Below are 24,450 nucleotides of genomic sequence, written 5' to 3'. Positions count from 1 at the left end.
AGGCACCATTCCAGAGCGAAAAACCGGACTCTCACTACTGGAATACCTTCACAGGCAGCCACTGCCGGGTAGCTGTATCGAACCTCATCAGGCTGAGGAGGCGGCCATCCGGAGTGTACACTCGGCAGCGAGTATCCGATACCGAATCGGTTGGGACCTCCGGGTCACCGCCCGGATTACTCTCCAGTTCCACAGGGCGTCCGTTCCTGATGACCTGTGCCGTTTCTTCACTGACAGTCTCCGCCCGCCAGTCCGTGAGCACAGAATCCATGGGACGTACAAACTGCTGCCAGTATCCGTCACGGAAGGCATCCTCAAGCTCCGGCACAGAGACGGCTTCCTCTATCCCGAAGATGCCGCACCTCAGACGAATGAGATTCCTCACGTTAGCACCGCAACCCAGGACCTGCCCGATATCGTGGGCCATAGAGCGAATGTAAGTACCTTTGGAGCAGACTACCTCCACTGTAACCACCGGTGGCTGCCACGCCGTTACTTCAAGGCGATAAACCTCTACCTGGCGCTGCTGCCGCTCGATGGTGATACCGGCCCGCGCCAGCTGGTAAAGCGGTCTGCCCTGATGCTTCACTGCGCTGTACATCGGAGGGGTCTGCAGAATCTGCCCGCGGAAGGAATCAAGCACCGCCTCCACCTGCTCCCGCCCAATCCCCGAGATATCCCCCCTCTGGACAATCGTGCCGGTGGAATCGTAGGTATCGGTGGCGATACCCAGCTCGATTTCCGCGCGGTAGGTCTTGGTGGCGTCTACCAGGAACTCGACAACCCGCGTTGCCTGGCCGAGGCAGATGGGAAGGACACCGGTGGCCTCCGGGTCAAGCGTACCGGCGTGTCCGACACGCCGCTCACCGCTAAGACGCCTTATCAGCGCCACAACCCCGAAAGAGGTCTTGCCCCGGGGCTTGTTGACATTCAGTATGCCGTCCATAAACCATCGCGCGCAGCCACCTGGGAACGTGGCTCCCTTCTCTACACGGTCATGATAGCGGCCTTAGTCCTGAAGGGGAGACTCGGTACCTGTGCGGTCTTCTCCCGGAGTCACCTGGTCAATAAGCCGAAGCACCTGGTCCCCACGTTCAATGGAATCATCCCACTGGAAAGTAAGCTCCGGGACCCGCCTCAACCTCAGATTTACCGCCATTTCCCGGCGAAAGAATCCTGCTGCGGAAGCCAGCACGCCAAGTATTTCCTGCCTGTCTTCTTCACCCTGTACACAACTGACGTATACCTTGGCGTGCTTCATATCCGAAGAAGTGCTGACTGCCGTAATCGAAATGAAATTGCCAAGTCGTGGGTCTTTGACTTGGCGTTGAAGCATCTCACTCATTTCCTGGCGGATAAGACTGTTTACCCGCTCGATATGATATCCCACGATCTCCTCCTCAGCCAGCCTCCTCTGTCCTGAATACCTCCAGGATGTCGCCCACCTCAAAGTCAGTAAAACCTCTGGCGCCCACTCCGCACTCATAGCCGCTGGCCACCTCTCGCGCATCCTCCTTGAAGCGTCGCAGGCTGCTGACGACAGACTCATGCACCACCTGTCCATTGCGAAGCACCCTGATCGAAGCTCCACGGACCATCCTGCCTTCGGTTACGTAGACACCAGCCACCTTTTCGCGCCGGCTAAGCGAGAAGATAGCTCGCACCTCGGCATGGCCCTCAATCACTTCAACGTACGTAGGCTCCAGCATCCCCTTGAGAGCTTTAGCGATATCGTCCACGAGGTTATAAATAACATCATAATAGCGGATACTCACGCCTTCCAGCTCGGCCAGCCGCCGCGCACCAATCTCCGACCCGGTGTTGAAACCTATAATCACCGCCTTGGATGCGATGGCAAGCATCACATCACTCTCGGTAACATTACCGGGACCGCTGTGAATGACCCTGACCTTGACTTCTTCTTCGGCAATCTGCTCCAGAGAGGTCCTTATCGGCTCGATGCTACCCTGGACATCGGCCTTCATTACGATATTGAGTTCCTTTACCCGGCCGGTACTCAACTGCTCGTAGACATTGCTCAGATTCACCGCCCTCGGTGCAGCCCCCTCTCGTTCCCTTTCCGCCTTGTTCTTCTCTATTAAAGATTGTGCCTGACGCTCATCAGCAGTGACTGTCAATACATCACCGACCTGCGGGACACCATTCAGACCGAGCACCTCTACCGGAGTGGAGGGACCGGCTCTCTTAACCCGCTTACCGGCGTCATTGAACATCGCCTTCACTCTGCCCCACGCATCACCAACCACGACCGTGTCACCCAGCCTCAAAGTGCCGGAATGGACCAGCACCGTACCCATAGGTCCTCGGAACTTGTCCATCTCCGCCTCAATAACCACGCCCTCTGCAGAACGGGAAGGGTCTGCCTTGAGCTCTTCCATCTCGGCAACAACCATCAGGTTCGACAGTAGCTCATCGATACCGAGCTTCTCCCTGGCTGAAATCTGTACGCAAACAGTATCGCCACCCCACTCCTCGATAAGCAGGCCGGCATCCGCGAGTTGCTGCTTCACCAGGTCCGGATTTGCCTCCGGTCTATCAATCTTGTTGATGGCAACCACAATCGGTACACCGGCAGCACGAGCGTGGTCTATCGCCTCCAGCGTCTGCGGCATTACACCATCATCTGCAGCAACCACCAGTATCGTAATGTCGGTCACCTGGGCTCCACGGGCCCGCATCGCAGTGAATGCCTCATGGCCCGGAGTATCCAGGAATGTAATCCTCTGCCCGTTGACCTCTACCTGGTAGGCACCGATATGCTGGGTGATTCCACCGGCTTCATGGTCCATGACATTTGTCTGCCGGATGGTGTCAAGGAGCCTGGTCTTGCCGTGGTTGACGTGCCCCATTATCGTTACCACCGGCGCACGTGGCTTCAGTCCACCTGCTTCCTCGGTGGTCTGAAGCTGTCGCCTTCGCCGGACTTCGGTAACACGACCCGCCTTCCGAGTTGCCAGGGGTTCCTTCCGCACCTCGTAGCCGTAGTCCGTCGCCACGGTAGCAGCCACGCTGAATTCCAATACCTGGTTGACATTGGCCATGACACCGCGCCTCATCAACCGCTTTATCGTGTCCACGGGGCTGACCTGTAAGAGCTCCGCTAGCTGCTTAACAGTTATTGCAGATGGAATCTTAATCTGTTGAGCCTTTACCGGCGTAGCAGCAGTGTTGTCTCTCTCCGCCACTGGCCTCGGGGCATCGTTCTGTTTACTCGAACCTACCACTATTTATCTCCCCGCATGATAGCTTTCCCTTGCTCCGCTAGCTCCTCCCGGTTGTCCCGGGAAAGAGCAATCCGTAATACATGCTCCAGTCGGCCGCGCTTCAATCCAACCTCCCAGCACTCCGGTGTGTTGCACAGGTAGGCCCCGCGCCCCGCTTTCCTGCCGCTGGTATCTACCTCCACTCTACCGTCATCGACCCGCACCAGCCGAATCAGTTCCCGCTTGGTTCTTACCTGACGGCAGGCCACACACGTCCGCTGCGGCACATGCTTGGTGACCTTCTGGCTGTGTTCAGGCCTCTTCCTCATCATCCACAGGGACTTCGGTAACTGCCAGCCGGCGTACCCCTTTCATCCTCTGCTCTTCACTCTCCTGGACTTTGGTCCGGGCCGTCTTTTTCTTTTTCTCCTTTTTCCTCCTGAAACCACGGTCCGGCATAATATCCTCGGCAAACCGTATCTCGGACGTCCCTGCGGTTACCGGCACTACAAAGGGCACGACCACCTCAACCTCTTCAACCTTCACCGGCTCCGGTTCCGGCTCTTCTTCCTCCGCTATCTCTGGTTCCAGAGTCTCAAGCTCAACCGGCACCTCCGCCACCGGCACTTCCGCCACCGGCACTGCCGCCTCGACGGTGACCTCTTCTTCAGCCTTAACAAGCAACTCGGCTGCCGGTTCCTCTACAGGTTCAGCTTCGACTTCACCTGTCTCCTCCGCAACCGCTTGGAGTTCGGCCCTCGCTCGCTCTGCCTCTGCTTTCTCTTCCTCATATACGGAAACAGGCTTGATATCAACTCGCCAGCCGGATAACTTCGCTGTTAACCTGGCGTTCTGCCCTTCTCTCCCGATGGCCAGCGAAAGCTGCCTGTCAGGGACAATCACCGTAGCCACACCCTCTGCCTTGTTCAGCTCCACGTTGACTATCTGAGCAGGACTCAGTGCGCTGGCGATGAAGGCGGCAGTATCCGAATTCCACAGCACAACGTCTATCTTCTCACCGCTCAGTTCATTGACGATATTCTGTATCCTGATGCCACGCAATCCAACACAGCATCCTACCGGGTCGATACCCTCCTGTCGGGCGGCCACAGCTACCTTCGTCCGGTGTGATGCCTCCCGGGCTATCGACTTAATCTCCACCGCTCCGCTGAAAACCTCGGGCACTTCCATTTCGAAGAGGCGCTTCACGAGGTCAGGATGGGAACGTGATACTATTACCCGGGGCCCCTTATTGGTTTGCACTACCTCAAGAAGAAGCACCCTCAGCCTCTGGCCTACCCGATACCGCTCGCTGGGCATCTGTTCCGCCGGAGGGAGCACCGCCTCGGTCCGACCAAGCTCTATCAGGACCTGTCTGGGCTCGATACGCTGCACCACACCGCTGATAATGTCCCCTTCTTTGTCCGCGTATTCCTCGAAGATGGCACTATGCTCGGCTTCGTGAAGTCGCTGGAGTATAACCTGCTTGGCCGTCTGGGCAGCGATGCGCCCGGCATTGTGTGGGGTAGCCTCCACCATTACCGTCTCTTCCAGTTGCACGTCAGGATTAATCAGGCGGGCTTTATTCAGGGATATTTCCTTCCGTTCATCATCAGGTTGCTCTACAACCACCTTTTCAGCCCATACCTCAACCTTGCCCGTGTCCGGGTTAATCTTCACTTCTATATTCTGGTTAGCAGCAAAGTGGTCCTTCCGGTATGCCGACTCCAGCGCTGACTCCACCGCAGAGATGACCACTTCCTTGCTCAGGTTTTTCTCTGCAGAGAGCTGCGTGATAGCGAGCAGAAACTCGCTCTTCATTTCAGGTCAGGCCTCCATTTTTCAACTTCTCATTCAAGAAAAAAAGTGGGACTCAGGCCCACTTAAGTAGTGACCAGAGTATACCATAACCCCGCTAAAGATGCAAGAGAAACCATACAAAACCACCCGCTCTGAATACCACTCAGACGGTGCAACAGAGACTGGCATAACGCCAAACTGCTCCCGGACGGGGCACCCCTGCAGGGAGGAAAAGCTATCTTCTTGTGCAGGCAGCCGGTACCATGACTGACCGCACAGGTTCTCTCCGGTGGCAACCGGCATCGGCTGTACTGGAGTGCCACCAATGTAACGGGCGAGTACAGTACCTAGTAATCCCCGCTACCCTGAGATATAATAAGGACAGTAATTCCTGCCCCAATGACTCCTATCCAGTGCGTTTACTCCAGCTTCCATGAAGCGCAATCACCACTCCGAAGACGAGGCGTAGTTTGGACATAGAGCGATTGAAGAGCGCCGTCATCGACGAGATAGACACTCGCCGCACCCCACTCAGAGAGCTTGCTCTGAGAATCCATGACAATCCCGAGCTTGGCTTCGGTGAGACTCTGGCAGCCGCCTGGCTGACCGAATACCTGGAGCAGAACGGCTTCTCCATCGAAAGGGGTATCTGTGAGCTACCGACCGCTTTCCGTGCCAGCTACGGCGAAGGGAAGCCGGTTATTGCCCTGCTCGCTGAATATGACGCCCTGCCCGGAGTGGGACACGCCTGCGGTCACAACATTATCTGCACCAGCGCAGTCGGTGCGGCAGTAGCCATCCGGTCCGTCGCCCACGAGTTGACCGGTCGTATTGTCGTGATTGGCACCCCTGCCGAGGAACTTTTCGGCGGCAAGGTAATCATGACCGGAAGAGGGGCTTTTGCCGACCTGGACGCAGCCATGATGGTGCACCCGAGCGTGGTCAATAACGCCACAACCTACGCCCTTGCCTGCCAGAACCTGGACATCGAGTTCTTCGGAAAGGCGGCCCACGCTGCCGCCTATCCTGAAAGGGGCATTAACGCCCTTGAAGCGATGCTCCTGTCCTTTGCCGGGATAAACTCACTACGCCAGCACATCAAGAGCACGGCACGCATCCACGGAATCATCACCGATGGAGGAAAGGCCCCCAATATTGTCCCTGATTACAGCGCCGGCAAGTTCATGGTCCGCGCTGAGCAAGACAGCTACCTCAATGAATTACAGGAGAAGGTACTTAGCTGCTTTCAGGGGGCTGCCGCCACCACCGGTGCCCGGCTGGAATACACATGGGATGACGTGCGCTACGCCCCGATGCGCAATAATATGATTCTCGCCGGACTATTTGCCGGCAACATGGAGCGCCTCGGGCGGCAGGTGCAACTGGTCGACCGCAGCGGTGCCTTCGGCAGTACCGATATGGGTAATGTCAGCCAGGTCGCACCGTCAATCCACGCCACAATCGCCATTGCACCCCGAAAGGTACTGCTGCACTCCCCTGAGTTTGCTGCGGCCGCTGCCACTGAAGAAGCTATCGATGGACTGTGTGATGCCGCCAAGACGATGGCAATGACAGTAATCGACCTCCTCACCCGTCCGGAAAAACTGGCCGCCCTGAAAGAGGAGTTCGAGAGAGCGAAATGACTACCATCGGCATTCCCCGGGCACTTCTCTACTACCAGTACTACCCCATGTGGAAGACCTTCTTCGAGCACCTGGGGGCGGAAGTAGTCACTTCCGGGCCAACCAGCCGTACCACGCTGGCCAAAGGTACTGCACGAGTCGTTGCCGATACCTGCCTGCCGGTCAAGGTCTTCGTCGGCCATGTCCTGTCTCTGGTAGATAAGTGCGATTACATCTTCATCCCGGCGATTCGCAGCCTTAAAAGCAGGACATACAACTGCGCCAAGTTCCTGGGACTGCCTGATATGACCAGGGCGGTTGTCCCCGAGTCTCCGCCAATACTGGAGATAGAGATTGACGTTAACCGGGGGAAGCGCTATCTCTACCAGTCTGTCTACGGGCTGGGCCGGCACTTTAGCTGGAATCCGCTCAGGGTCAGGGAAGCGGCCATGGCTGCCATGGAGACCCTTATCAGCTACCGGGGACTGATGTCCGAAAGCAGACTGACACCGCTCCAGACAATTGATGACATCACGGGTATTCCCCGGAGAAAGCCGGACGAGCCATCAATCGCCCCGGCCACACCGTCAGCGACCATCGCCGTCATCGGACACGCCTACCTCCTCTATGATGAGCATGTCAACTACGAGCTTATCCAACGGCTGGAACAGTATGGTGCCAGGGTACTCACCCCGGAGATGCTTACCGAACACGAACGCGAAGCGGCCGTAGCCAGACTGGTGGGCAGGGCATACTGGACGTACGAAGAAGACGTCGTCGGTGCCGGGGGACACTATCTTCGGAATGAGGTTGATGGCGTTATCGGTATCATGGCATTTGGCTGCGGGCCCGATTCGCTGATGATGGAGATACTGCGCCGTGAGGCGGGAAATCAGCAGACCACTGCCTTCATGTGCATCACCCTTGAAGAGCATACTTCCGAGACCGGTGTGATTACGCGACTGGAAGCGTTTCTTGATATGATTCACCGCAGGAAGAGGAGACGGGTGGCCCTATGCGTGTAAGTACGCCCCACATGGGCAATATATTCATTCCCTTCAAGGCTATCTTCAAGAAGCTGGGTGTCGAATTTATTATGCCGCCTACCAATACACAGCGCACTCTGTCGCTAGGTGCCAGATACTCCCCGGAGGGCCTCTGCATTCCCTTCAAAATGACCCTGGGCAACCTGATTGAAGCCGCCGACAAGGGGGCTGATACCCTGCTGATACCTGGTGGCGATGGCATCTGTCGCCTCGGATACTACGGCAAAGTCCAGGAGCAGGTGCTCCACAATCTGGGATATGATACCGAAGTCATCCAGATAGGTGTATCGGAGCAGAAGTTCCTCGGTTTGATGAGTATCATCCGAAAAGTCTCCGGTGATGCTCCGTGGCACCGGATTATATCCGCCATCCGCTTCGGTTTGTCCAAACTTGCCAGCGTGGACCGCGTAGAACGCGTGGTGCAGAAGGTACGGCCTGTGGAACTGGTCAAGGGTACCGCCAATCAATTGTACTCCCATGCAATCAGCGCTATTGACAAGGCCGATGATTATGATACCCTGAAGAGGGTAGAGGTGGACTATATTAACCGGCTGGAGCGGGTACCCAGGGACGAGCAGGCACAGCCGCTGATAGTAGGCATTACCGGCGAGTTCTATGTACTGCTGGAGCCGTTCTCCAGCTTTGACATCGAGCAAGAGCTGGGCCGACTGGGTGTGGAGGTAAGACGGTCAACCTTCGTTTCCGAATGGACCAAGTTCAGCTTCTTCCTCAACCCATTCGGCATCAACGAAAAGAACCGGATTCACAAAGCAGCCCGCCCCTATCTGAAGCGAGATATCGGTGGCGATGGCTGGGAATCAGTCGGTGAAAAGGTGCTTCATGCTAAAGAATACGATGGCATAGTGCACCTGGCGCCCTTCACCTGTATGCCCGAAATCATAGCCCAGAATATCATGCCTTCAACCAGGGAGAAGATCCCGGTGCTGACGATACTCTGCGATGAGCAGATAGCCAAGGCAGGAGTACTGACCAGGCTGGAAGCCTTCGTTGACCTGCTGATAAGGAAGCGCCGCGCACACAGTGGCAGACCCCAGGGAGTGGCCGCTCAAGAGAGCGGGCGCTAAAGGGAGTGGTGATGCAAACCTACCTCGGGATTGATGTTGGTTCGGTAACCACCAAACTTGCCGTCCTCGATGGGCACGACGAGCTGGTTAACCACGTCTATCTCCTGACCCAGGGCAGGCCGATTGATATGATACAGGAAGGACTGCGGGAAATCAGGAAACAGCTTCCCGCAGACTGCGACATCTGCGGTGTGGCCACAACCGGGAGTGCCCGCTACCTCGCCGGCGTAATCGTTGGTGCGGACCTGGTCAAGAACGAGATTACGGCCCACGCAGTGGCCGCCCTGCATTACTTCCCCGACGTCCGGACCATCATGGAAATCGGGGGGCAGGATAGTAAGATAACCATCGTCCGCGACGGTATAGTCACTGACTTTGCCATGAATACCGTCTGCGCCGCCGGCACCGGCAGCTTCCTTGACCACCAGGCGCTGCGCCTCGATATGAGCATCGAAGAACTCAGCCAGCGAGCGCTGGCGAGCAGTGCCCCGGTGCGCATCGCCGGACGCTGCACCGTCTTTGCGGAATCGGACATGGTGCACAAGCAGCAGATGGGGCACCGGGTTGAAGATATCCTCTACGGTCTCTGCCAGGCTCTGGTGCGCAACTACCTCAGCAATGTGGGGCTGGGCAAAGACATCCAAACGCCAATCATGTTCCAGGGCGGGGTCGCCTTCAACCAGTCGATAATCAGGGCTCTCCGGGAAGAACTCGGTATGGAAATTATTGTCCCACCCCACCATGAGATTATGGGAGCTATTGGCGCTGCCTTGCTGGTACACGAGGAGATGGCCACCGGGGATAGCAGCAGCCATTTCAAGGGATTTGACCAGAGTGAGGTGAAGTACAGCACCTCCACATTCGAATGCAAAGCCTGTCCGAATAACTGTGAGATTGCCCGGCTTTCCCTTAATGGCAAGGCTCTCGCCCATTGGGGCGGGCGTTGCGATATGTGGGAGCGAGTGGCGGCTACAGAATAGCCGCATAGAGTGGCGGCTACGGAATAGCCGCTTGAGGTAACAAATGATTATAGCTGTTGACGCCGCCGGCGGAGAATATGCCCCCCACGAGGTAGTAAAGGGAGCTGTCAAAGCTGCCCAGGACTATGACATAGGGATTGCCCTCGTGGGCAGAAAAGACCTGCTTCACGTACAGACCGGCCGCTACCTCAAGAAGCTGGACATGACCATCGTTGATGCCACTCAGACCATTGATGACAACGAGTCGCCGATAGAGGCGGTTAACAACAAGCCGGACTCCTCAATCATGATGGGCATCAATCTGGTAAAGACGGGAAAGGCAGCGGCGTTTGTGTCCGCCGGTAACACCGGTGCAGTGCTCTACTCGGCGCTTCTCGTCCTTGGCAGGATTAAAGGCATCGAACGTCCCGCTATTGCCAGCATTATCAATATCAACGTCACCGCCCCCGTCCTGCTTATTGACTCCGGCGCTAATGCCAACTGCCGGCCGAAATACCTTGTCCAGTTCGCCCGGCTGGGCTCCATCTATTCCAGGGAAGTGCTCGGTGTCCCCTCTCCCCGCGTCGGCCTGCTCAATAATGGGGAGGAAGAGGGCAAGGGAAACCACCTGATGCAGGAGACCCATACCCTCCTCAAGGAAACAGACCTCAACTTCGTGGGTAATATCGAGGGGCACGGGCTCGTACGAGGAGGGGCCGATGTAATCGTGACCGACGGCTTTACCGGCAATATTGTCCTCAAGGCTCTCGAAGGGCTGGGTGATACCTTCCTTCAGCTGCGCAACGTTGGCCAGGTATTCGCCAACGCCCGTCACATGCAGTCGCGCCATCAAATCTTTGATACCGGCCTCGGCTCCCTGGTCAGGCGGATAGATTATCGGGAATCCGGGGGGGCCTGCCTCCTCGGGGTGGATGGTAACGTTATCATAGCTCACGGACGGAGCCATGCCAAGGCTATAAGGAACGCCATCGGTCTCGCCAAGCAAAGCGTTGATAGTGCCGTATGCCAGATAATAAAGGACCAACAGAGCCAGCTTGCTGCATCGGAGTAGCAAGCGGACGCCACACGTAGCCAGCGGGAACAGGGGTGCCGTTATTGACAGAAGCAACTGTCACAATCAGCATCATAAATGAAAGCAGCCGCAGGGACTGCGACGCCGGTTGTGGAACGGACTGGTCTTCACCGGATGCCGTCGCCCTGGCCGCACGGCAGATTAAGGACAGGTTTGGTAACGAAGCCCGTCTGGAGTACCTCGACCTCGCGAGCGGTACTGATGACCGGCAGGTAAACGAATGGCGGGGGGCAATCCGGGAGAGAAGCCTGTCCGTACCTCTGCTACTCATCAACGGTCGTCTCAGGATTGCCGGGCAGTTTGATATTCGCCGGATGATTGACGCCGTTGAAGCTGAAATGGAGATTGGGACATGACATCGGATGGAGACAACATCTACGAGATTGTCATTATCGGTGGTGGCCCTGCAGGCCTGACCGCCGGACTCTACACCTCGCGTGCCAGGCTCCGCAGCCTGCTCATGGAAAAGGCACTGGTAGGCGGCCAGATTATCAATGCCGAGCAGGTGGAGAACTTCCCCGGATTCCCGGACGGTGTCTCAGGTTCCGAACTCGGGGAGTTGCTCAACCGGCAGGCGGCCAGGTTCGGACTGGAAATGCTTTACGTCGAGGTCTGCGGGCTCGAACTACAGGAAGACCGGAAACTGGTCAGGACCACCGAGGGCGACTTCACTGCCCGGGCGTTAATCATCGCCGGCGGTTCAAGAAGACAGGAACTGGGTGTCAGCGGCGAAAAGGAATTCATCGGCAAAGGCGTGTCTTACTGCGCCACCTGTGATGCCTCCTTCTTTCGGGAACAGCCGGTGGCTGTAATCGGTGGCGGTGATGCCGCCATCACTGAAGCCCTGCACCTCGCCAAGTTCGCCTCCGGCGTAACCGTGATTCATCGCCGTGACCAGTTGCGTGCCAGTCGTATTCTCCAGGAGAGGGCCTTTGCGGAGCCCATGATTGAATTCAGGTGGGACAGCGTTGTCGAGCGGATTGAAGGTAATGATTTCGTCGAGGGAGCGGCTGTGCGTAATGTAAAGACCGGCGAACAGTCCATGCTGGGCGTAACCGGGGTCTTTGTATCCATCGGCTTCCAACCGGACACGGACTACCTCAAGGGGATTCTGCCCCTGGATGATATCGGCCATATCATCACCAACGAAAAGATGGAGACCGGCATACCCGGTATTCTGGCCGCCGGCGACATTCGCCACAACTCCGCCCGACAGGCGATAGCGGCTGCCGGGGACGGTGCTACCGCCGCAATCTACGCCGAAAAGTATCTCACGGAACAGTAAAAAAAGCCTTGACCCCCTCTGCGTGGGATGAAGTATAATTGCACCATCATCACTGAGAAAGAGAGTAGATATGAAAGTTGTTTTCCTGCAGGATGTACATAATGTCGCCAGGGGCGGTGACATAAAAGACGTAGCTGATGGCTACGCGAGAAACTACCTGATACCAAAGCAGCTCGCGGCACGGGCAGACCCCAAGATGATGAACGTCATCGAGGCGCGGATAAAGGCAAGTGCCCGTATTACCGCCCAGACCGAATCGGAAATGCTCGAACTGGCCGGTCTGATAAACGGCCAGGAGATTACCCTCAAAGCCCGGTCCGGGGTGAAAGACCGCCTTTATGGTTCGGTGACGCCGGCTGATATCGCTACCGAGATTGAAAAGGCCACCAACTGTGTTATCGACAAGCGGAAAATCGAACTGGAGAACCCCATCCGCCAACTGGGGAGCTATGAAGTGCCCATAAGGCTGGCCAGGGAAATAGTACCCACGATAATACTGACAGTCGTTGACGAGGAGTCCTGAACCGGTCTTCAGCAGATGCGGAACAAGGACCCTGCTGGAAATCCGACCATCGTCCACCGTTCCGGCGGAAGGAGAGTGCGGGGTGAACAATGACAGACTGCCCCCACATGATATTAGCGCTGAAGAGGCGGTAGGTGGCTCGCTGCTGATAGATGGAAAAGCTATCTACGAGACAGCCGTCCTGCTGCGACCTGGCGACTTCTATAGCGAGCAGAACCGGCTCGTCTACCAGGCCTGCATCTCGCTCTATGAACGCAACGAAGCCATTAACCAGATAACCGTAGCCCAGGAGTTGGAGCGGCTCGGGAAGCTGGAGTCTATCGGTGGTGTTGCCTATCTCTCCCACCTGATATCTATCGTCCCTACTTCACTGGACATCGAGCACTACGCCCGGATTGTCTACCGGCTGTCGATAATGCGGCAATTAATTACCGCCGCAGACAGTATCTCGGATATCGGCTACCAGGCAGACCCGGATATCAATGCCGCCCTGAGCCGAGCCGAGGATGCCCTGTACAAGCTCCGCAGCGCCCGGGGCTCCACCGACTTCGTCCACATCAAACAGGTGCTGGAGAAGTACCTCGAACCCCCACCCCAACCGGACGACGATGTCCGGCAGCCACTTGCTCAGATAATGTCCAGCTTTCGTGGTCTGGACGAGTTCCTCGATGGCTTTCAGCGCTCCGACCTTGTCGTAATCGCCGGCAGACCCAGCATGGGTAAGACCAGCCTGGCGTTGAACGTCGCCCGAAATGCCGCCGTAGAACAGGGCGCCTGCGTGGCACTCTTCAGCCTGGAAATGGCAAATGAGGCGCTGGCCCAGCGCCTGGTGGCCAGCGAGTCCGGCATCAATCTCAGGAAGTTGCGTTTTGAGCACCAGTTGGAGGCGGACGAGAGAAAATTGTTCAACGCTATCGGCGTTCTCTCCGAGGCACCGATATACATCGACGATTCCCCGATGCTCCGGGTAATGGAGATGCGCAGCAAGGCCCGGCGTCTCTATTATGAGCGTGGCATTGACCTTGTCATAGTTGATTATCTCCAGCTGATGCAGGGAGAGGGCAGGGGAGAGAACCGCGTCCAGGAAATCAGCTATATCACCCGCTCCCTAAAAGCACTGGCCCGTGAACTCAACGTGCCGGTGATAGCGGTATCCCAGCTAAGCCGGGCGGTCGAAGGCCGTACGAGCCACCGCCCCCAACTTTCCGACCTCAGGGAAAGCGGCAGCATCGAACAGGACGCCGACGTCGTCCTCTTTATCTACCGCGACGAGTACTACTACCCCACCGAGGAAGACTGGCTGTTGCAATACCCGGACAAGGACTATCCCGAAGGCATCGCCCAGGTCATCGTTGCCAAACACCGCAACGGCCCTACCGGCGACCTGAGCCTGCGCTTCGTCCCGAGATTAGCCAAGTTCGAGAACATCGCCAGCCAGGAACCGAGCTTATTATGAAGCAGTTCAATGGCTTCCCGGCCAGGATGGAGTTCACCCCGGTCCCCAACGTCTTCATAAACCGGCTTGTCCCGCAAATCAGGGACATCGCCGAACTGAAGGTGACACTGCACCTCTTCTCGATACTCTACCGTAAGCGCGGCTCTCCCCGTTTTGCCGCTTACCGGGAGCTTCTGGGTGATGCCGTCCTCATGGGCGGGCTCAAGGAGGAAGGGAAATCACCGGAAGAGGTACTAAGACGCGGCCTTGACATGGCAGTCGACCGCAGTACGGTGCTCCGAGTGGCACTCAGCATGGACGACAAGCCGGAAGAAGTGTATTTCCTCAACACCGAGTCCGATAGACGGTCTTTGGCCAAAATCCAGAGCGGGGAGCTCGCCCTCGCCGGGCTGAAAGCCCCCGGAAAGGCAGCCGGTACCGAAGTGGAGGAAACACCCAATATCTTCACCCTCTACGAGCAGAACATCGGTATGCTGACCCCTATGATTGCCGATGAACTGCGCGAAGCCGAGGAACAATACCCCGGAGAATGGATTGAGGACGCTATCAGGGAAGCCGTCAGCCTGAATAAGCGGAACTGGCGGTATATCGTCCGCATACTGGAGCGCTGGGCAACCGAAGGCAGGAAGGAAGACACGCAGCGGGGAGCAGGGAAAGCAGACCCGGACAAGTTCATCAAGGGTAAATACGGACACATGGTCCGGCGCTAAGGCCTGTCTCCCGATAGGGAGACATAATAGTGTACTGACCCTATTCTGGAGTGAAGGAAAGCAGCGATAGTGGCCCTGGAGCATATCGGCGACATACTGAGCAAACAGGTCCTGGCAGATATACCAGGACCACAGGCAGACGCACCCTCCGGTGAGGAACCGGAGGACGCACCCGCCGGACCGGTATGCCCTATCTGCAATGGGGCCAGGTTCCTCCATCCCCTTCTGCCAACGGGAAAGCCGGACTACAGCCGTGTTATTCCCTGCCGGTGCGTCCGGCAGGACCAGGAAGGGAAACGCCAGTCACGCCTGCAAAAGTACAGCAACCTCGGCCCGCTCACCCGTCTGACCTTTGACACTATCATCCCCGAAGGCAGGAACGAGGACATCAACAGCCGGCAGCATTTCGGTCGGGCACTTACTGCAGCAAGGGCATTTGCCGATAATCCGGAGGGGTGGCTGGTCCTCGCCGGTCCCAGCGGCAACGGCAAGACTCATCTCGCCGCCGCAATCGCCAACTACCGCATCGCCGGAGACCGGACGGCCTTCTATATCACCACCCCGGACCTCCTTGACCACCTCCGTTCCAGCTTCAGCCCGGACAGCGACATGCCCTACAACGAGTTCTTCGAACAGGTCCGCAATACCCCGCTGCTCGTCCTGGACGACTTCGGGGCGCAGTCCGGCACCCCCTGGGCTACGGAGAAGCTGGAGCAGCTTATCAATCACCGCTTCAACAACCGGCTGCCCACCGTGGTCGTCACCATGATTCCGCCGGAGGAACTCGATGAGAGAATGCGCACCCGTCTCACGGACCCGGAGTTATGCCAGGTATACATCATCGGCACCAGGCAGTCAGCCCTGTCCACTTCAAGCTGGGACCCCGAGTTTGAGCTACAAAAGAAGATGACTTTTGACAGCTTCGACTGGAAACGGGTCAACCTGCCCCTCGAACAGCGCCAGAACCTGGAGATGGCATTTCGTCTCGCTGTGGACTTCGCTAAATCACCGGACGGCTGGCTGGTATTCCAGGGCATCAACGGCTGCGGTAAGACACACCTGGCGGCCGCGATTGTCAACTATCTCTACCAGCATGGCAAACCGGCCCTCTTCGTTGTCGTGCCGGACTTCCTTGACCACCTGCGTTCCACCTTCAGTCCGGACAGCAAGACGTCCTATGACGGGCTCTTCGAAGGCGTCAGGAGCACCCCGATGCTTATACTTGACGACTTCGGCGAGCAGACGACTACCCCCTGGGCAGAGGAGAAGCTGTACCAGGTAATCAACCACCGCTACAACGCACGGCTGGCAACGGTGATTACCACTTCCTGCTCACTGGAGGAAATTGAGAACCGTGTCAGCTCCAGACTGGCTGACCCCAAGATAAGCTTGCTCTTTAACATCACGGCACCGGACTACCGTGGCGACGCCTCCAGCCACAGAAGAGCACCCCATCGCAGCAGAAACCGTTAGACCTTCGCCATTATTTACACAACCGGGACATCCGTAGTAAAATAGGCTTCTGCAGGACGGAGAGGGAATTTGGCGACGATAGACCTTCCTGTTCTGGTACTGAACCAGAACTACGAACCACTGAATATCTGCCGCGCGCGACGGGCGATAGTGTTACTCTACCAGAGTAAGGCTGAGATGCTGGAAAACGGCGTCGGTCTAATATACACGGCTACTCGCGAGTTTCCGGTACCTTCAGTCATCCGCCTGCCCTATCTGGTGAAACGCCCTTTCCGGGTCAGCAGGAGACTTACCCGTCTGGAGGTCTTCAACCGCGACCACTATTCGTGCCAGTATTGCGGCAAGGAAACCCGGCAGCTAACCCTGGACCACATTATCCCCCGCTTTCGGGGCGGCCCGCACACCTGGGAGAACCTGGTAAGTGCCTGCGTATCCTGCAATCGACGCAAGGCCGGAAAGACCCTGGAAGAAGCGGGGATGAAACTGCTCCATCCACCTACCACGCCGCGGGGCAACCGCTATTCCTACATCCCATCGCACTACCTGGAGACCCGGGAGGAGTGGCAGAGATACCTCCCCCATTAGCAGTCGACGGAAGTGCCGACCTATCGCGTCCTATTCAAACACAAACCAGGTAAATTCACCCTCCAGGACCCATCTGATGCAGGACTGTCACAGCCCCTGCGTTACCGGCCCCTCCTCTGTCTCCTGCCTGGCCTGGGTGCCGGTCCGCTCTCCGCCTCTTCACCGAGGGATATCTCGCTGAGCGGTAGCTCAACGCTCACCTTGCTCTCCAGCTCTACCAGTACCGTCTCCTTCAGCGGATTTGTACCCAGAACCCTGGCTGTCCCCATAGCAGTGGTCACGTGCCGGCCTTCTCTGGGCATCTTTTCCCTCATGCTACGGTACTGCTGATTCTCGTAGGCCAGGCAGCACAGGAGACGGCCGCAGACACCTGATATCTTCATCGGATTCAGTGGTAGATTTTGCTCTTTCGCCATCCGGATGGAGATGGGCGTAAACTCGGAAAGGAAACTGGCACAACACAGGGGACGACCACACCGCCCGAAGCCGCCCAGGAGCTTGGCCTCGTCCCGTGCCCCCACCTGACGCAGTTCCACGCGTATCTTAAAGCGTCCCGCCAGTTCTCGCACCAGTTCTCGGAAGTCCACCCTCTCCTCGGCACTGAAGAAGAAGGTAAGGTGCCGGCCGTCAAGGCTGTACTCCGCCGAAAGCAGCTTCATCGGCAGCTTCATCTCTGCTATCAACTGGCTGCACTCCGCCATTACTTCTCTTTCTTTCTCCTCATATTGCTCGGCGTGGTTGATTTCGTCAGGCTCCGCCTTGCGCACTACGGGCTTCAGTGGCTTGACCACGTCGCTGGCAGCGACCTCCTTGGAGGAGATGACCACAAGCCCGACCTCCAGACCGCGCGTCGTCTCGACCACCACACGGTCGTCCACTTCGAGGTCGATACCGTTGGGGTCGAAGTAATAGATTTTACCCGCTATCTTGAACCGTATACCAACAATTTCAGCCATAGTCTACCTCTAGCTGGCCGCCGGGTTCGCTGCTCCAGCCCTCTCCGGAATGCTCAGCATCAATACTTCCAGCACGAGTTGGGGATTGGCATTCAGCCTTAGCTGCTCGCCGGCCGACCGAATATCCTCAATAAAGACCCTTACCTGGGCCAGACTGTATCTACCCGCCATTTCGGTCAGGACAGGCAGGCGGTCAACATTGACAACCGCATCACCGCATCCCACGTTCACCAGCAGCAGGTCGCGCCACCAGTCCAACCAGAGGTCAAGCTGCTCCTGGACCTCCCTGCGATTCCGCCTGAACCTGCCTGCCAGCCGGGCAGCGTAGCCAAAGCGGTCCTCATATCCGGCATCGATGATTGCCAGCATCCCTTCCAGCCACTCGTCACGCTGCTGGAGCAGGCTGCCTTCGCTCGCGGCCGATACGGCCCACCCCAGGTGTCCGCCGGCAAGCCGGGACAGGAGCCTGGCCCTATCCGGCTCTACACCCCATCGGGAAGTAAGCGCGGCCTCTATCTCGCCAGTCCCCATTGGCCTTAGCTCCACCCGTTGGCACCGGGAGACAACCGTGACCGGCAGCATACCCTCGTTAGTCGTCAGCAGTACGAAGACCACGTTGCCCTCGGGTTCCTCCAGGGTCTTCAGCAGGCGATTGGCTGCCCCTATCGAGAGGAACTCGGCACCATCGAGAACAAAGACCTTGCACCTGCCCTCAAACGGCGGCAGGCTCACCGAGTGCAGAATCTGGTCAATCTGCCCCACGCCAATCTTCGTCCGTGCCCCCTTCCCCGCAACTTCGTCTTCACCGTTCTCCTCGTTACCGATATCGTTCAGACTGGTCACACTTATATCGGCGTGCTTCCCCTCGGTGATTCGCCGGCATGAGTCGCACTCGCCGCAGGGAGGCTCACCACCTTCGCAGTTCACCGCCTGGGCCAGGTCTATCGCCAGGGTCATCTTGCCAACATGTGCCGGTCCAACCACAAGATAGGCATGCGACAGCGTACCCGCTGCCAGGCTGCGCTGGAGCAAGGATACCGCTCTATCCTGTCCGACTATGTTCCACACAGCACAATCTCCTACACCACGTCCAGCCGCGTCAGGTCTTCCAGCGTTTCGCGCCGTCGGATGAGGCGCGCCTTGCCCTCCCTGACCATGATTACGGCCGGCTTGAATGAGGCGTTGTAGTTCATCGCCTCGGTGAGGCAATAGGCACCGCAGCCCGCCACGGCCAGGATATCTCCGGCCACCACCTCCGGCAGAGCGATGTCCCGAATCAAGACATCGCCAGGCTCACAGAACTTCCCGGCTATGGTCACCGTTCCCGCCTCCTCGTCCATCATCTTGTTGGCCACCACTGCTTCGTGCCGGGCACCGTAGAGCGCCGGGCGGATATTGTCCGCCATACCGCCGTCAACCGAGACGTACCGCCTGACATTCGGTATGTCCTTGACCACGCCAGCGGTGTAGAGCGCAACACCGGCCTGCGCCACCAGAGACCTCCCCGGTTCGACCACCAGCCGCGGCGTTTCCAGTCCCAACTCACGGCATCCGTCGATGACAGAGGATGTTATCGCTTCGGCAAAAACAGAAATCGGCGTTGCCGGAGAGTCCAGGGTATACTGGACGCCAAAGCCTCCGCCGACGTCCAGCTCCTTGAGCTCGAACCCGTGCTTGCGCTTCATCTCAGCAGCAAGACCCAGAATGGCCCGGACGGATTCCCGGTACGGCTCGACCTCCGAGATGAGGGACCCGATGTGGAAGTGCAGGCCGATAAGGTCCACTCCCGGCATGGACATTGCCTGGGCTACCGCCTCTTCACCGCAGACCAGGGGAACGCCGAACTTGCTGTCGATGATGCCGGTGCTGAGGTATTTGTGGGTATGCGGGTCCACCCCCGGAGTCAACCGCAGCAGTATCTCCGGCGTATAGTCCAGCCCCTGCACCAACTCTCCCAGCAGTGTTAGCTCATGAAAGTTATCCACGACGAGTCGGCAAATCCTCGACTCTAAAGCCAGCTTTATCTCTTCCGACGATTTGTTGTTACCGGCGAAGTAGACCCGGTTCATCGGAAAGCCTGCCGACCGGGCAATACCAAGCTCGCCGCCCGAGACGACATCAAGCCCCAGGCCTTCTTCGGTGAGGAGGAGCAGCAGGGCTTTGTTTAGAAAGGCCTTGCAGGAGTATGCAACGACAGTATCAGGGTAGCGCCCGCCGAACTCGTCCATAAATTCACGGCATTTGGCGCGGAGCGCGGCTTCGTCGAACAGGTACAGGGGCGTACCGAACTCGGCCGCCAGCGCTACGGTATCGCAGCCGCCAATAACGAGGTGGTCTTGTTGATTAACCTCACTCCCCGGTGGGAATAAGGGAAGTCTATCTACCATTGCCAAAGGTCCTCCTGAAACCAGAATCACGGGATGCCCGGACTATCCGGGCTAGGCGCACTTTGCCTTGTTCAGTTCCCGCAACTCGAGGAGGATTTCCCTGAGCAGCATAAGCTCAAGCCGGCGCGATTCCACCGTGCTCGCCAGCTTGGCCCATTTCCTGGGGTCATCCGCCGGGATGTAGCTCTCCAGTAAATCAATGACGTCTTTTGCCACCGGTCTCTCCTTTTCTGGTAACCGCCGCCCCGTTAGCCAGCACTAATAGATAAAGACAATCCCTACCGATATGCCGCTCGGGACCGTGGATGGGTCCATCGTCCGGTAGATGGGATATATCGTCCAGCCCACCCGGTTCACCAGGTCGATGGCATCGATGCTTACGCCCTCCATGGAAGGGCGCGCCATCAGTATGTGTGGGCAGCGGCCACTGTCAAGCATCTGGCACAGGCCACCGTTACACATTGTATCCCGGCAGCCACCGGCACCGAAACCAAGGGCAAAACGGTAGCCATCGGCAAATCCTGCCCTCTCAATCTTGGCGGCAACCTCATCGGTTTTCCTCTGGTGTTGTCTCCCGTGAGGGTAGTACCGGGTAAAATCGGTAAAATCCTCGGCAGGTGTATCATGCTTGAACAGGACCGCCCACTGGTACCGACCCAGTGCCTGCCGCATGAACTCCGGCTCAGGCGTATGGGGCGGGCAGTACCCGCACCGATTGTAGTTGGGACAGGGAGGTATCATGCATTTGAGCCTCACCCGCTCGTCCACTCTGACCCACTCCGCCGGTATGACCTTCGCATCTGTCGCGCCAAGCTCCAGCGCCAGCTGACGGTACCCCTCCAGGTCGGCCCTCAGGGTCTCCTCATCAACCTCACCGGGAAACGCGCGTGCTGTTTTCTGCTCTTCGGTCACTTTCCTCCCCTCCTGCAACCTGCTCGCTTGCGAGCAGGCCTCGCAAGACTCCACCTAATATTAGTCCAGTGATGCAACCAAGTCAATTTGATGGAATCATGGCAATTGACAGAACCTGACAACGTCATTCCTTGTGATAATAGAAAAAGGTTTCCTCGGCGATAGCCGAGGAAACCTTCACAATCAGTTCGGTGTTATTTTGAAGCTTCCCGCCGGCCACCCAACCTCAACCACCACCACCTTCCGGCGGGAAGCCGACCTCAGGGAGTATCCCGTACCTCTCCACAACCACGCCCTTCAAGCCACCACATCAGAGGACCCTTTGTTGCCAACCTCCGCCATCTCCCTGTGGTCAACTCTATTGTAGACCCTCGTGTGAACGCCGAATATGATTCAAGTCACATTCCGCTAATTCGTTAAGACCCTTGACGCTGCATAGCAGTATTGCTAATATCAGGTACACCGGCGGACCCGGACAGCAAGGAGGCGCTGGATGTCTTTTACCAGGAAGCTGAACGACGCGGTAGAACGGAACAACAGCCTGGTCTGCATCGGGCTTGACCCCGACCCCGAGCGTATGCCGGAGAACATCAGTGTGTCCGATTTCAACCGGGCGATAGTTGATGCCACGTCCGACCTGGTCTGTGCCTACAAGCCCAACCTTGCCTTCTACGAAGCCCTCGGGGAAGCGGGGCAGGAAGCCCTCAGGGAGACTCTGAAACACATACCCGTTGGGATTCCGGTCATAGCCGATGCCAAGCGGAACGATATCGGCAATACCGCCGCCGCCTACGCTCGCGCCATATTCGATAACCTCGGCTTCGACGCTATAACGGTGAATCCGTACCTGGGATTTGATTCCGTGGAGCCTTTCACTTCATACCAGGACCGGGGGATATTCATCCTGTGCCGTACTTCAAATCCGGGCGCGGCCGATTTCCAGGACCTGCGCTGCCGGTACGGTAGAGACTACCTCCCCCTTTATCAAATCGTAGCCCTCAAGGCTGCAGAGTGGAATACACACGGCAACATCGGGCTGGTGGTCGGCGCTACCTATCCCGGTGAGCTGGGCATAATCCGAAAGAGCCACCCGGATATGCTCTTCCTCGTTCCCGGTATTGGTGCCCAGGGTGGCGACGTGGCGCAGTCGGTCCACCAGGGAGCGAACGCGCAGGGTAGAGGAATGGTCATCAATTCGTCACGGCAGGTCCTCTACGCATCGCGGGGGAAGGACTTCGACACCGCGGCCCGAAACGCCGCCGCAACCCTGCGCGACGAGATAAACCAGCACCGGTCCACCCTTCCAGCGTGATAGCCAATGGTCACCGAGATAAGACTGGGCGACGTCGTTCGCCTCAAGAAGAAGCACCCCTGCGGTAGCGATGAATGGCAGGTAGTCAGGCTCGGGGCCGATATCGGCATCCGATGTCAGGGCTGCCAGCATCGGGTACTCCTGCCGCGCAGTGTCTTCGAGCGCAGAATCAGGGTCTTTGTGTCCCGGGGTCCTGAAGATGAAGACAAACGACATACTGGTTGAAGTCCAGGACCTCCGTACCTGCTTCCCCATCAAAGCCGGCGTCTTTCAGCGGACAGTTGCCGAGTTGAAGGCAGTGGACGGCGTCAGCCTGCGGATACGGAAGGGTGAGACTCTCGGGCTGGTCGGTGAGACTGGCTGTGGGAAGACCACCCTCGGGCGTTCTATACTGTGGCTGGTCAAGCCCAACAGTGGCAGGGTATTCTTCGACGGTGCTGACCTCGGCAAACTCAGTAGCGGCAAGATAAGAAACTTGCGGCAGCACATGCAGATGGTATTCGAGAATCCCTATGGCTCGCTTGACCCCACGATGCGTGTCCACCAGGTCATTGCCGAGCCATTACGGGTCCACCACCTGGCCAGCGGTAAGGAACTGGATAAACGGGTGGCGGAGCTACTCGTCCTTGTTGGCCTGCGGGCTGATATGGCCCAGGGCTACCCCAGCGAATTCAGCGGTGGCCAGCGACAGCGTATCGAACTGGCCCGTGTCCTTTCGGTCAATCCCAGCTTCATTGTGTGCGATAATCCCCTGGCACACCTCGATGTCTCCATGCAGGCACAGCTCCTCAAAGTCCTGATGTGGCTACGTACCTGGCGCGGACTGACCTATCTCTTCATCGCCCACGACCTCGCCCTGGTGCGACAGATAAGCCACCGCGTCGCCGTGATGTACCTCGGGCAGATCGTCGAGACGGCGGACTGTGAGGAGATCTTCGATAACCCTCTCCACCCCTACACCCGCGCACTGCTTTCCGCGGTCCTCGTGCCCGACCCGGTAGCGGAGCGGAACCGCAAGATTCTCCTGTTGCCGGGTGATCTCCCCAGCCCGGTCAATCCCCCATCCGGTTGCCACTTCCACCCCAGGTGCTATGCGGCAACTCCGAAATGCCAGCAGCAGACCCAGGATCTGAGGGGTGTGGGCACACAGGGACACCAGGTGGCCTGCCACTACGCCTAGGCAAAGGGAGAGCCGTGGACGCTACCCACGCCGTCGAAGCACTGCCTCTATGAACGTTACCAGCCGCGCCACCGCCATCACCGGCTTCCAGTCTTCCAACTCTTTATCTAAGAAGGGACGAAGCTCCCGGTACCGTATGGCATTAGAAGACTGCCACGAACACGGCTTGACAGACACCGTACCAGCCACGTAAAGTTCACTCAACGCCTCAGAGGTCACCGGGGCGTACCGGGAGATGGATAATGTTGCCGCATTTCGTAGAGGGAACTCCGCTGCTGGAAGCCGCCTGGGCATTCGGGATATTCTTACTCTCTGTCCTGGTAGCCTGGCTGGTACTCCTGCTGATGAGGAGGGTACAGCGGAAGCGGAAGGGCCGGGGCAAAGCCACAATCCTGCCCCGCTTAGTGGGTAATCTCACCAGGGCGGTCTTCCTCTTCATAGTGTGCGAAGGCATTATCCTGGCACTGGCCACTCCCTCTTATCTGGCCGGCTGGCGTGGTAGACTGGGAAGCGCCAGCATCGCCGTACTGATTGCTTTCGCGTTTTTCGGGTTGGCACGGGTCGTCGCGGCCTTTCTGGAGTGGTCGCTGAGGTCTCGCGGGGTACGCAGAAAGGAGCGTGTCGACGAAGGTCTTGTCCGCTTCCTGCGGCGGATAGTACTGCTGATAATCTACCTGCTTGGCGGCCTGGTCCTGCTGCAGTACCTGACCATCGATATCACACCGCTCATCGCCGGTCTCGGCCTCGGCGGTCTGGCCGTGGCTCTGGCGCTGCAACCTACACTGTCCAACTTCTTCGCCGGGACACAGATAGTATCCGACCGTGTCGTCTGCGTGGGCGAC

Annotated in this window: 26 protein-coding genes; 16 read left to right on the top strand and 10 right to left on the bottom strand. The window is 57.8% G+C overall.

Annotation, left to right across the window (positions count from 1 at the left end; all coding sequences use genetic code 11):
• Positions 1–34: 34 nt before the first annotated feature.
• The 5 genes from truB to nusA all read right to left on the bottom strand — a co-directional run bounded on the left by truB (position 35) and on the right by nusA (position 5,045).
• Positions 35–946: a tRNA pseudouridine(55) synthase TruB gene (gene truB, locus VMW13_03500; GenBank protein ID HUV43877.1), complete on the bottom strand. Its 912-nt coding sequence runs from the start codon at positions 944–946 to the stop codon at positions 35–37.
• A gap of 63 nt (positions 947–1,009) precedes the next feature.
• On the bottom strand, positions 1,010–1,390 hold the full coding sequence (rbfA, locus tag VMW13_03495) for a 30S ribosome-binding factor RbfA (GenBank protein ID HUV43876.1): 381 nt from the start codon (positions 1,388–1,390) through the stop codon (positions 1,010–1,012).
• Positions 1,391–1,400: 10 nt separating this feature from the next.
• Entirely contained in the window at positions 1,401–3,245 is a 1,845-nt protein-coding gene (gene infB / locus VMW13_03490) for a translation initiation factor IF-2 (protein HUV43875.1), read from the bottom strand.
• Positions 3,245–3,556: a YlxR family protein gene (locus VMW13_03485; GenBank protein ID HUV43874.1), complete on the bottom strand. Its 312-nt coding sequence runs from the start codon at positions 3,554–3,556 to the stop codon at positions 3,245–3,247. Before VMW13_03485 ends, infB begins: the two co-directional genes overlap by 1 nt.
• Positions 3,537–5,045, bottom strand: a complete 1,509-nt coding sequence (gene nusA, locus VMW13_03480; GenBank protein HUV43873.1) for a transcription termination factor NusA — start codon at positions 5,043–5,045, stop codon at positions 3,537–3,539. Before nusA ends, VMW13_03485 begins: the two co-directional genes overlap by 20 nt.
• A 449-nt stretch (positions 5,046–5,494) precedes the next feature.
• On the opposite strand from nusA, the gene VMW13_03475 reads away from it, so the two are divergent.
• The 12 genes from VMW13_03475 (at position 5,495) to VMW13_03420 (ending at position 16,861) form a co-directional block, all read left to right on the top strand.
• On the top strand, positions 5,495–6,667 hold the full coding sequence (locus VMW13_03475; protein HUV43872.1) for a M20 family metallopeptidase: 1,173 nt from the start codon (positions 5,495–5,497) through the stop codon (positions 6,665–6,667).
• Positions 6,664–7,671 (top strand): acyl-CoA dehydratase activase-related protein, encoded by a 1,008-nt coding sequence (locus tag VMW13_03470; protein HUV43871.1) that lies wholly within the window; start codon positions 6,664–6,666, stop codon positions 7,669–7,671. The genes VMW13_03475 and VMW13_03470 overlap by 4 nt, the downstream gene beginning before the upstream one ends.
• Positions 7,662–8,777, top strand: a complete 1,116-nt coding sequence (locus VMW13_03465) for a hypothetical protein (protein HUV43870.1) — start codon at positions 7,662–7,664, stop codon at positions 8,775–8,777. Before VMW13_03470 ends, VMW13_03465 begins: the two co-directional genes overlap by 10 nt.
• Before the next feature lie 11 nt (positions 8,778–8,788).
• A complete protein-coding gene (locus tag VMW13_03460) occupies positions 8,789–9,757 on the top strand; it encodes an acyl-CoA dehydratase activase (GenBank protein ID HUV43869.1) in 969 nt (322 codons plus the stop codon).
• A gap of 43 nt (positions 9,758–9,800) precedes the next feature.
• Positions 9,801–10,808, top strand: coding sequence for a phosphate acyltransferase PlsX (plsX, locus tag VMW13_03455; GenBank protein ID HUV43868.1), 1,008 nt, complete (start codon positions 9,801–9,803; stop codon positions 10,806–10,808).
• Between the two features lie 44 nt (positions 10,809–10,852).
• Positions 10,853–11,185, top strand: a complete 333-nt coding sequence (locus VMW13_03450; GenBank protein HUV43867.1) for a hypothetical protein — start codon at positions 10,853–10,855, stop codon at positions 11,183–11,185.
• Positions 11,182–12,114 carry a thioredoxin-disulfide reductase gene (gene trxB, locus VMW13_03445; GenBank protein ID HUV43866.1) on the top strand — a complete coding sequence of 311 codons (933 nt, stop codon included), beginning with the start codon at positions 11,182–11,184 and terminating at the stop codon, positions 12,112–12,114. The genes VMW13_03450 and trxB overlap by 4 nt, the downstream gene beginning before the upstream one ends.
• Positions 12,115–12,184: 70 nt before the next feature.
• Positions 12,185–12,637: a 50S ribosomal protein L9 gene (rplI, locus tag VMW13_03440; protein HUV43865.1), complete on the top strand. Its 453-nt coding sequence runs from the start codon at positions 12,185–12,187 to the stop codon at positions 12,635–12,637.
• A gap of 82 nt (positions 12,638–12,719) precedes the next feature.
• Positions 12,720–14,093, top strand: a complete 1,374-nt coding sequence (gene dnaB, locus VMW13_03435) for a replicative DNA helicase (GenBank protein HUV43864.1) — start codon at positions 12,720–12,722, stop codon at positions 14,091–14,093.
• A complete protein-coding gene (locus VMW13_03430) occupies positions 14,090–14,803 on the top strand; it encodes a DnaD domain protein (protein HUV43863.1) in 714 nt (237 codons plus the stop codon). Before dnaB ends, VMW13_03430 begins: the two co-directional genes overlap by 4 nt.
• A gap of 69 nt (positions 14,804–14,872) precedes the next feature.
• Positions 14,873–16,276, top strand: a complete 1,404-nt coding sequence (locus VMW13_03425) for an ATP-binding protein (protein HUV43862.1) — start codon at positions 14,873–14,875, stop codon at positions 16,274–16,276.
• Between the two features lie 69 nt (positions 16,277–16,345).
• A complete protein-coding gene (locus tag VMW13_03420; GenBank protein ID HUV43861.1) occupies positions 16,346–16,861 on the top strand; it encodes an HNH endonuclease in 516 nt (171 codons plus the stop codon).
• Positions 16,862–16,962: 101 nt separating this feature from the next.
• On the opposite strand, the gene VMW13_03415 is transcribed toward VMW13_03420, so the two are convergent.
• Genes VMW13_03415 through VMW13_03395 form a run of 5 tightly spaced genes read right to left on the bottom strand, consistent with a single transcriptional unit; the run spans position 16,963 to position 21,116 of the window.
• A complete protein-coding gene (locus VMW13_03415; protein HUV43860.1) occupies positions 16,963–17,817 on the bottom strand; it encodes a stage 0 sporulation family protein in 855 nt (284 codons plus the stop codon).
• A 9-nt stretch (positions 17,818–17,826) separates the two neighbouring features.
• Complete coding sequence (locus tag VMW13_03410; GenBank protein HUV43859.1) at positions 17,827–18,885, bottom strand: DNA polymerase III subunit; 1,059 nt, start codon at positions 18,883–18,885, stop codon at positions 17,827–17,829.
• Positions 18,886–18,896: 11 nt separating this feature from the next.
• Positions 18,897–20,204 carry a diaminopimelate decarboxylase gene (gene lysA, locus VMW13_03405; GenBank protein ID HUV43858.1) on the bottom strand — a complete coding sequence of 436 codons (1,308 nt, stop codon included), beginning with the start codon at positions 20,202–20,204 and terminating at the stop codon, positions 18,897–18,899.
• A gap of 51 nt (positions 20,205–20,255) precedes the next feature.
• Entirely contained in the window at positions 20,256–20,420 is a 165-nt protein-coding gene (locus VMW13_03400; protein HUV43857.1) for a hypothetical protein, read from the bottom strand.
• A gap of 42 nt (positions 20,421–20,462) precedes the next feature.
• Positions 20,463–21,116: a DUF2284 domain-containing protein gene (locus VMW13_03395; GenBank protein HUV43856.1), complete on the bottom strand. Its 654-nt coding sequence runs from the start codon at positions 21,114–21,116 to the stop codon at positions 20,463–20,465.
• Between the two features lie 493 nt (positions 21,117–21,609).
• Between VMW13_03395 and pyrF the strand changes: the two genes are divergently transcribed.
• The 4 genes from pyrF to VMW13_03375 all read left to right on the top strand — a co-directional run.
• On the top strand, positions 21,610–22,428 hold the full coding sequence (gene pyrF, locus VMW13_03390) for an orotidine-5'-phosphate decarboxylase (protein HUV43855.1): 819 nt from the start codon (positions 21,610–21,612) through the stop codon (positions 22,426–22,428).
• 6 nt (positions 22,429–22,434) lie between these two features.
• Positions 22,435–22,653 carry a DUF951 domain-containing protein gene (locus VMW13_03385; protein HUV43854.1) on the top strand — a complete coding sequence of 73 codons (219 nt, stop codon included), beginning with the start codon at positions 22,435–22,437 and terminating at the stop codon, positions 22,651–22,653.
• Positions 22,628–23,608: an oligopeptide/dipeptide ABC transporter ATP-binding protein gene (locus VMW13_03380; GenBank protein HUV43853.1), complete on the top strand. Its 981-nt coding sequence runs from the start codon at positions 22,628–22,630 to the stop codon at positions 23,606–23,608. The genes VMW13_03385 and VMW13_03380 overlap by 26 nt, the downstream gene beginning before the upstream one ends.
• Before the next feature lie 242 nt (positions 23,609–23,850).
• Positions 23,851–24,450, top strand: a 600-nt coding sequence (locus VMW13_03375; GenBank protein ID HUV43852.1) for a hypothetical protein, incomplete at its 3' end; no start/stop codon positions are given.

This window comes from Dehalococcoidales bacterium (assembly GCA_035529395.1).
Lineage (GTDB): Bacteria > Chloroflexota > Dehalococcoidia > Dehalococcoidales > Fen-1064 > DUES01.
This window is presented reverse-complemented; position numbering and strand designations above follow the sequence as displayed.